Genomic DNA, 7,440 nt, shown 5'->3' with positions numbered 1-7,440 from the left:
CTTCGGGCTGGTCGTGGGTGGAGCGGAGGGTCAACAGCTCGGGATCGGGGAGGCAGGACTGGAGGTCCATGCCCGAAGTATCCGCACCCGGCGGCCCGCGTCACCAAAAGCGAGGGAGACCCATGTTTAAGCCGCCGTCGTCACCGCGGCCAGCTCCCGCACCTGCGCTCCCTCCATGCCTCCGCGCCCAGGATCGGCCCGCGGTGCCCTCGTGAGGGAGGGGGGGACGCCTGGGTTCCCCGGGGTGATCACCCCTCCGGACCTCTCCCCGAAACACCAGACTCTATGTCTTGACGAAGTTCGTTCCAACGAGTATATTTTAGGCAGTCGCTCGGCGACGAACAGGAGCCTTCCCGATGTCCTCCCCCACCCCGACCAACCGACCCGGTACCGCCTTCGCCAGCCTGGAGCACGAGGTCTACCTGACGTTGCAGCGCCTGGCCGCCGACCTGGGCTCCCAGACCGCCGAACGGCTCAAGGGGGCCGACCTGAGCCCGGCGCAGTTCAACGTGCTGCGGATTCTGCGCGGCGCGGGGAAAGGCGGGCTGACCTGCGGGGAGATCGGCGAGCGGCTGATCACCCGCGACTCGGACGTGACCCGCCTGCTCGACCGCCTGGAGAGGCAGGAGCTCGTCACCCGCGTCCGCAGCACCCAGGACCGCCGCGTCGTCCTGACCTGCATCACGGAGAAGGGCCGGGCCATGCTGGCCGACCTCGACGAACCCCTCGCGGGGCTCCACCGCGCCCAACTGGGCCACCTCGGTCCTCAGAAGTTGAGGCAGCTCCTGGCCCTGCTCGGCGAGGCGTCCGCCCACGGCGAGGGGGTCGGCTGAACTTCCCCTCTCCCCTTTTCTCGCCCGATACTCGTTGCCACAGATACCCTCACCACAAGGAGACCACCGATGACCACCCTGACCCCTGCCTCCCAGCGTTCGTCCCAGTTCGACCTCGGCCTCACCGTCCTGCGCGTGCTGATCGGCGTGATCTTCGTCGCGCACGGCCTCCAGAAATTCTTCGAGTTCGGCATTCCCGGCACGACGGGCGCCTTCACGCAGATGGGCGCCCCGCTGCCCGGGCTCACGGCCCCGCTCGTCTCGGCCCTCGAACTGATCGGCGGCGCGGCGCTCATCCTGGGGCTGTTCACCCGCGCGGCGGGCGTGCTGCTCGCCCTGAACATGCTGGGCGCGATGGTGCTGGTCCACTTCAAGGGCGGCTTCTTCGCCCCGAACGGCGTGGAGTTCGTGCTGGCCCTGTTCGCCGCGAGCGTGGCGCTGGCGCTGACCGGCCCCGGGCGCCTCTCGCTGGACGCCGTGCTCGCCCGCCGCAAGGCCTGATCTCCCTCGCGCCCTCTCCCGACCGGAGGACCACCATGAACGTCACGGTCATCGGCACCGGCAACATGGGGCGCGGGATCGCCCACACCCTCGCCCGCGGCGGCCACACCGTCACCCTGCAAGACCGCCAACTCGAAAAGGCTGAGGCACTTGCGCAGGAGGTGCGCGCGGCCTTCCCGGGCGCCACCGTCCAGGCGGGAACCCTCGGAGAGCCCCTCCAGGGCGACGTGGTGATCCTCGCCACGTGGTACACCGCCTCGCAGGACCTCGCCCGGCAGTTCCAGACTGAATTCGCGGGCAAGGTGGTCGTGGACATCAGCAATCCCCTGAACGCCCGCTTCGACGGCCTCGCCACCGCGCCCGGCACGAGCGCCGCCGAGGACCTCGCGCGGTTGCTGCCGGACAGCCGGGTCGTCAAGGCCTTCAACACCACCTTCGCGGGTACGCTGGTGCAGGGGCAGGTCGCCGGTCAGCCCCTCGACGTGCTCGTCGCGGGCGACGACGCGGGGGCCAAGCGGCAGGTGATCGACCTCGTGACCTCGGGCGGGCTGCGCGGCATCGACGCGGGTGGGCTCACCCGCGCCCGGCAGCTCGAAGGGCTGGGCCTGCTGGGCATCACCCTCCAGGGCCCGCTCGGCACCGGCTTCGTGAGCGCCTGGAAGCTGCTGAGCTGAGCCGCGCCTGGGGGCCACGCCCCGCACCCACCGCCCTGCCCTCACCCCCCGGAGGACCCATGACCGCCACCCCCACCTTCCGCCTGCACCCCGACCTCACCCTCGGCGCCGCCGAGCTGACCGTCTCCGACCTCGCGCGCAGCGTCGCCTTCTACGAGCAGGTGCTCGGCATGGGCGTGCTCGAACGGCAGGGCGGCACGGCCCGCCTCGGCACGGCCACGCGGCCCCTGCTGAGCCTGACCGAGCTTCCCGGGGCGGGCCCCGCCTCCCGCAACGCCCCCGGCCTGTACCACTTCGCGGTGCTGCTGCCCACCCGCGTGGACCTCGCCCGCTGGGTGCGGCACGCGGCGGAAACGGGCCTGCGCGTCGGGCAGGGCGACCACCTCGTGAGCGAGGCGTTTTACCTCAACGACCCCGACGGGCACGGCATCGAGGTCTACCGCGACCGGCCCCGGAGCGAGTGGCGCTGGAACCTCGATCAGGTGCAGATGGCCTCCGACCCCATCGACCTCCCCGGGCTGCTGGGCGAGCCCGGCGCGGACGAGCCGTTTCAGGGCCTTCCGGACGGCACCGTCATGGGCCACGTCCACCTGCGGGTGACGGACCTCGCCGCCACGGAGGCGTTCTACCGCGGGCTGCTGGGCTTCGATGTCGTCGCGCGCTGGCCGGGGGCGCTGTTCATCTCCGTCGGCGGCTACCACCACCACTTCGGCCTGAACACCTGGCAGAGCGAGGGGGGGCGTCCCGCGCCCGAAGGCACGGCCCGGCTGCTGGGCGTTCACGTCGGGCTGCCGAGCGCCGCCGACGTGGACCGTCTGGCCGGGCATCTCCAGGCGGCGGGCGTGCCCTCCACCCGGGGCGAGGGCGGGCTGGAAGTGCGCGACCCCTCGGGCAACCGCCTGATCTTCGGGCCGGGCGCCTGAGCGGCCACGGGTCCCCTCCTGAACGTCGAGCGCAGGGGACGGGAACACCCCGCCGCACCTGGACGGCAGGGCGAAGGGACAGACCGGATCACCCGGGGCCTGTCCCTTCTGCCTGGGGACAGATTGAGGCGTCCCCTCTCCGCCCTGCCCCCGGGACGCGGCGGTGAGGGTCGGCTCGCGCGGCACGGTCTCCGTCAGGGGGCCCCGGCTTGCAGGAAGGCCGGGAGAGCGGCGGGTTCGGCCTCGGCCCAGAAGCGTTCGAACAGCCCCTGAAATTCCCGCGCTCCGGCAGGGTCGCTGGTGGCGAGCACGGCCTCGTTCAGCCCGAGCAGGCCCTGGGTCCAGGAGGAGTGGTGCAGGTTCATGGACCCGACCACCAGCATCCGGCGGTCGATCAGCGCGGCCTTGGCATGGACCGGGCCGGGAAACCAGCGGGCGGTGAAGCGGGACGGCGGCAGGCCGCGCCGGGCCATCTCCCGCCTCAGGTAGGCGAGGGCGACGCGGTTTTCGATGGAGCCCAGGCTGCCGCTCCCGTCGGTGAGCAGCCGCACGTTCACGCCGCGCTCCATCGCCCCCAGCAGGGCCGTCATCCAGGGGAGGCGGTCGCGGTCCGTGCACAGGGACGGGTTGAGCACGGCCACGATGCATCCCAGGTCCATGCTGAAGTTGACGTGCATCAGGTCGATCCGGGTGGTCGCGGCGTTCAGGAGGGCGAGCGTCGCCTCGTCCGCCCCGGTGAATCCCTCCCGGCGGTACAGGCTGAAGGCGCGCGCCTCCCCGGCGGGAACGGCCCGGCGCGCGGCGGCAGGGTGGCGGGGCGTCCCCAGCCCGCCGAGGCGGCAGGCCTGCCGAACGTCGTCCGGGCGCGGCTGGCCCTCACACACCACGACCTTGCTGCGCGCCCACAGGTCGTCGAAGACGTTCACCCCGTCCTGCGCGACCGGGCCGCGCGCCACCAGCCCGAGGTCGTAGAGCCCGGTGCCCCGGCCCGACGGGTGCCCCGGCGGGTAGTGCCCGTACGCGTAGTTGAACCCGGCGGTCAGGAGCGTCTCGCCGTCGATGGCGACGAGCTTGACGTGGCTGTGGGGGAAGGTCCCCGCGTAGTTGCCCAGCTCGACCCGCCACTCCCGCGCGGGGTCCGAGAGCGGCACGCCCGCCGCGAGCAGGTCCCCCAGGGCCGTCCAGACCTCCGCGCCCCACTCGAAGGTGGAGATCACGGGGTAGTTGCCCAGCGTGACGCGCACGCGCACGCCGTCCGGGAAGGCGGCGGGGTCGGCCTTCACCCGCGCGTACAGGCGGGCGAGGGCCCCGGCCAGGGTCGAGCCGGGGTTGAGCCGCCCGCCGTCCCACTGCATCGTCGTGAAGAGGACCTCGTGCCGGGCCCCCTCCACGAGCGCCCCCACGTCGTCGAAGCCGCTGCGGGCGGGACCGGGCGCCGCGCCCCCCGGCAACTGGATCAGCGGTCGAATCCGGTTGAGGCAGGACAGGTCGGGTCGGCGGCCCCGGGTGGAGACCTCCCAGACGGCCCGTTCCAGCGCGTCCGTGGGGACGGGGCAGCCGGGCACGTTCAGCGGGCGGGCCACCCGCAACGGCGTGGGGTCAGCCGGGCGGGCGGTCACGAAGTCCCCCAGGGTGCGGGTGAAGGCGACCACGCTGCCGAGCAGGCTCAGGCCCAGCGTGGCGACGAGGGCCACCTGGGCCCGCCCGGCGGCGTGGAGCGGGTGCCCGGCGGCGGCCTTTCTTCGGCCCAGCGCCGCCAGACGGCCCAGCGCCCCGCGCACGGCGAGACCCCACCCCAGGTGAATCGTGAGGACGACCAGCGACACGAGGAGCACCAGGCCCGGCGCGCTCCGCAACACGGCCCTGGGGTTGACGAGTTCGAGCGCCAGGCCGCAGACCGCCCCCGCGGCGAGCGCGCCCGCCAGCCCCGCGAGCGCCGGACGCCACAGGTGCCGCAGCCGCACGGTGAGCAGCCCCAGGACGAGGCCCGAGAGCAGCCCGTACCCCGCGGCGCACAGGGCCAGGATCAGGCTGCCGTTTCTCAGGGCCCCCCCCAGCGCCCCCTCCTGCGAGACGGCGGCGACGACCGACAGCAGCAGGACGGGGATGACCAGCCCCCCCCCGGACACGGCGAGCGAGACGCCCACCCGGTACGGCCCGGTGCGCGGCGAGACGCCGACCGCCGCCAGGGGCAGGGCCGCCGCGCTGAGGGCCCCGATGGTGGCGAAGCCCGCGCTCACGGCGAGGTAGGCGACGAGCACCCCGGCGTAGGCCCGCAAGAACCCCTGGTGCTCGGGAATGAGCCCGAGGACGGGGCGCACGGTCAGCGCGAGCCCACCCGTCACCAGGAGCCCGGCGAGCGCGGCGAGCAGGAGACGCGCGAGCGGGCGCTGCATGGGGGTATCATCCCACGGCCCAGGAGAGGGCCAGCGCGCTCGGCACGGGGTCGGTCAGGGCACCGCCGGGTCGCGGCGTCGTCCGGGGCACGGTCCAACGCCGGTGAGAGGCTGCGCAGGACCGCGCAGCCGCTCGGGCTCAGGCGTGGGCGAGCAGGCCCCCGGCGGTGAGAATGACCTCGACGGGGCGGATTTCCTCGCCGTCTAGCGGCAGACTCGGGCGGGGCATGGACCGGGTGGGGAGCAGGCCCACGGGGACGACGCCCGACCTGCTTTCAACCGCCTCCCTCCCCCAACTCCAGGCACGAGGCTTCACCGAATTGATTGCAAGTTGCAATTACTCATGCGCGGGTGCGGCAAGGTGTGGGGGTGGACGCTCCTCCCCCTCCAGCCGCGCCGGAAGTGGCGTTCCTGACCGCGCTGTGGGAGGCGTGGCAGGCCTTGACCCGCCTGGGCGAGGCCGAGTTGCGCGCCCGGCACGACCTCGACCTGCGGGCCTTCGTCGCGCTGGCCTACGTGCAGGGCGGGACGGCTCAGCCCGCGGCGCTCGCCCGCGAACTCGGCGTGCCCCGCTACGAGGTCAGCCGCGTCTTGCGGGCGCTGGAGGCGCGGGGGGCGGTGACCCGGGGTCCGGCGCAGGCGGACGCCCGCCGGGTCACGGTGACGGTCACCCCCCGGGGGGCAGACCTCTGGAACGCCGCCCTGGAGACCGTCCGGGGGGTCACCGGTCCTCCGCTCGCCACCCTCGGCCCGCGGGCTCAGGTCCTCACCGACGATCTGCGTGCCCTCGCGCATGCCGCCCACTGTCTCCCCCACCCCTCGCCCCCACAGGAGTGCCCATGACCCCCACGACCCCGGCCCCTTCCGACACGCCCCGCTGCCCCTTCAGCGGGCAGACCGCCTCGCTGACCCGGCGGGAGGACCACTCCCCGGCCCCGGAGCCGGACCTCGTGGTGGACGGGCGGGGGGTCTACCGCGTCCACGGCTTCGGGGCGGCGCAGGGCGTGCTGCGCTCGGAGGCGGTGCGGCAGGCAGGTTTCATGGCCGAGGCCGCGCGGGACATGGGCGGACTGGGCCGTCCCCCGGTGCTGTTCGAGGAGGGCGAGACGCACCACGAGATGCGCCGCTCGACCGCCCGCTACTTCACGCCCACCCAGGTGGCCGGGTACGGCCCGATGATCGCCGCGCTCGCCGACGACCTGATCGCCGAGCTCGCGCGCCGCGGCGAGGTGAAGCTCGACGACCTGAGCCTGAGGCTCGCGGTGGGGGTCGCCTCGCAGGTCGTGGGCCTCACGAACAGCCGCCTCCCGGGCCTGGAGCGCCGCATTATGGCCTTCGTGGAGGGCGGGGGAGACAGCGAGCCCGGCAACGCGGGGCCGAACCCGGGCCGCCTGGCGGGCCTGAGGCAGCAGGCGGAGCTGGCCCTCTTCTTCCTCCTCGACGTGAAACCCGCCATCGAGGCGAGGCGCCGGGAGCGCCGCGACGACCTGATCAGCCACCTGCTCGACCGCGGCTACGGCGACGTGGAAATCCTGACCGAGTGCCTGACCTACGGCACGGCGGGCATGGTGACCACCCGCGAGTTCGTCACCGTCGCCGCGTGGCACCTGCTCGGAACCCCCGGCCTGCGCGCGGAGTACGTCCACGGGACCGAGCGCGAACGGCACGCCGTCTTGCACGAGATCCTGCGGCTGGAGCCGGTCGTGGGCACGCTCTACCGCCGCGCCGAAACCGAGCTGTCGGTCGCGGGCCGCACCGTCCCGGCGGGCAGCCTGCTCGCCCTGAACCTCCGGGAGGCCAACGTGGACCCGGCGGTGGTCGGGGCCGACGCGGGGGGGCTGTGCCCGGGCCGCCCCCTGCCGCGCGGCGTACAGCCCCAGGGGCTCTCCTTCGGCGACGGCCACCACCGCTGCCCCGGCGCGTTCCTGGCGATCAAGGAGTCGGACGTGTTCCTGCGAAGGCTGCTGATGTGGCGCGACCTGGAGGTCGTCACCGAACCCCGGCTCTCGCACAACGAGGTCGTCAAGGGCTACGAGCTGCGCGGCTTCCGGGTGAGGCTGGGGGGTGGGCGCAGGGCCTGAACCCCACCCGGGGTCGCGCCGGTCCCAAACTC

At 73.7% G+C, this 7,440-nt stretch carries 7 protein-coding genes; 6 read left to right on the top strand and 1 reads right to left on the bottom strand.

Translation table 11 applies throughout. From position 1 onward, the window contains the following. Positions 1-356 precede the first annotated feature (356 nt). The 4 genes from A7B18_RS15015 to A7B18_RS15000 all read left to right on the top strand — a co-directional run bounded on the left by A7B18_RS15015 (position 357) and on the right by A7B18_RS15000 (position 2,931). The gene (locus tag A7B18_RS15015; protein WP_102127509.1) at positions 357-833 is read left to right on the top strand and encodes a MarR family winged helix-turn-helix transcriptional regulator; all 477 of its coding nucleotides are present in this window, start codon (positions 357-359) and stop codon (positions 831-833) included. 69 nt (positions 834-902) lie between these two features. Beyond that, positions 903-1,334 carry a DoxX family protein gene (locus tag A7B18_RS15010; protein WP_102127508.1) on the top strand — a complete coding sequence of 144 codons (432 nt, stop codon included), beginning with the start codon at positions 903-905 and terminating at the stop codon, positions 1,332-1,334. A 35-nt stretch (positions 1,335-1,369) separates the two neighbouring features. Continuing rightward, positions 1,370-2,008 (top strand): NADPH-dependent F420 reductase, encoded by a 639-nt coding sequence (locus A7B18_RS15005; protein ID WP_102127507.1) that lies wholly within the window; start codon positions 1,370-1,372, stop codon positions 2,006-2,008. 59 nt (positions 2,009-2,067) lie between these two features. Then, a complete protein-coding gene (locus A7B18_RS15000) occupies positions 2,068-2,931 on the top strand; it encodes a VOC family protein (protein WP_102127506.1) in 864 nt (287 codons plus the stop codon). A gap of 194 nt (positions 2,932-3,125) precedes the next feature. Here A7B18_RS15000 and A7B18_RS14995 read toward each other — a convergent pair whose 3' ends face one another. Next, positions 3,126-5,327, bottom strand: coding sequence for a phospholipase D-like domain-containing protein (locus tag A7B18_RS14995; RefSeq protein WP_102127505.1), 2,202 nt, complete (start codon positions 5,325-5,327; stop codon positions 3,126-3,128). Positions 5,328-5,678: 351 nt separating this feature from the next. Between A7B18_RS14995 and A7B18_RS14990 the strand changes: the two genes are divergently transcribed. Further along, positions 5,679-6,170, top strand: coding sequence for a MarR family winged helix-turn-helix transcriptional regulator (locus A7B18_RS14990; RefSeq protein ID WP_180970183.1), 492 nt, complete (start codon positions 5,679-5,681; stop codon positions 6,168-6,170). Then, positions 6,167-7,408, top strand: coding sequence for a cytochrome P450 (locus A7B18_RS14985; protein WP_102127503.1), 1,242 nt, complete (start codon positions 6,167-6,169; stop codon positions 7,406-7,408). The genes A7B18_RS14990 and A7B18_RS14985 overlap by 4 nt, the downstream gene beginning before the upstream one ends. Positions 7,409-7,440: the final 32 nt, after the last annotated feature.

It is taken from the genome of Deinococcus planocerae, assembly GCF_002869765.1.
In the GTDB taxonomy this organism is placed as follows: domain Bacteria; phylum Deinococcota; class Deinococci; order Deinococcales; family Deinococcaceae; genus Deinococcus; species Deinococcus planocerae.
This window is presented reverse-complemented; position numbering and strand designations above follow the sequence as displayed.

What these genes read in the sequence shown, in the direction of transcription:
- A7B18_RS15000 (WP_102127506.1), top strand. Translation starts at nt 2,068, where the DNA reads ATGACCGCCACCCCCACCTTCCGCCTGCACCCCGACCTCACCCTCGGC.
- A7B18_RS14995 (WP_102127505.1), bottom strand. Translation starts at nt 5,327, where the DNA reads ATGCAGCGCCCGCTCGCGCGTCTCCTGCTCGCCGCGCTCGCCGGGCTC.
- A7B18_RS15015 (WP_102127509.1), top strand. Translation starts at nt 357, where the DNA reads ATGTCCTCCCCCACCCCGACCAACCGACCCGGTACCGCCTTCGCCAGC.
- A7B18_RS15005 (WP_102127507.1), top strand. Translation starts at nt 1,370, where the DNA reads ATGAACGTCACGGTCATCGGCACCGGCAACATGGGGCGCGGGATCGCC.
- A7B18_RS14985 (WP_102127503.1), top strand. Translation starts at nt 6,167, where the DNA reads ATGACCCCCACGACCCCGGCCCCTTCCGACACGCCCCGCTGCCCCTTC.
- A7B18_RS15010 (WP_102127508.1), top strand. Translation starts at nt 903, where the DNA reads ATGACCACCCTGACCCCTGCCTCCCAGCGTTCGTCCCAGTTCGACCTC.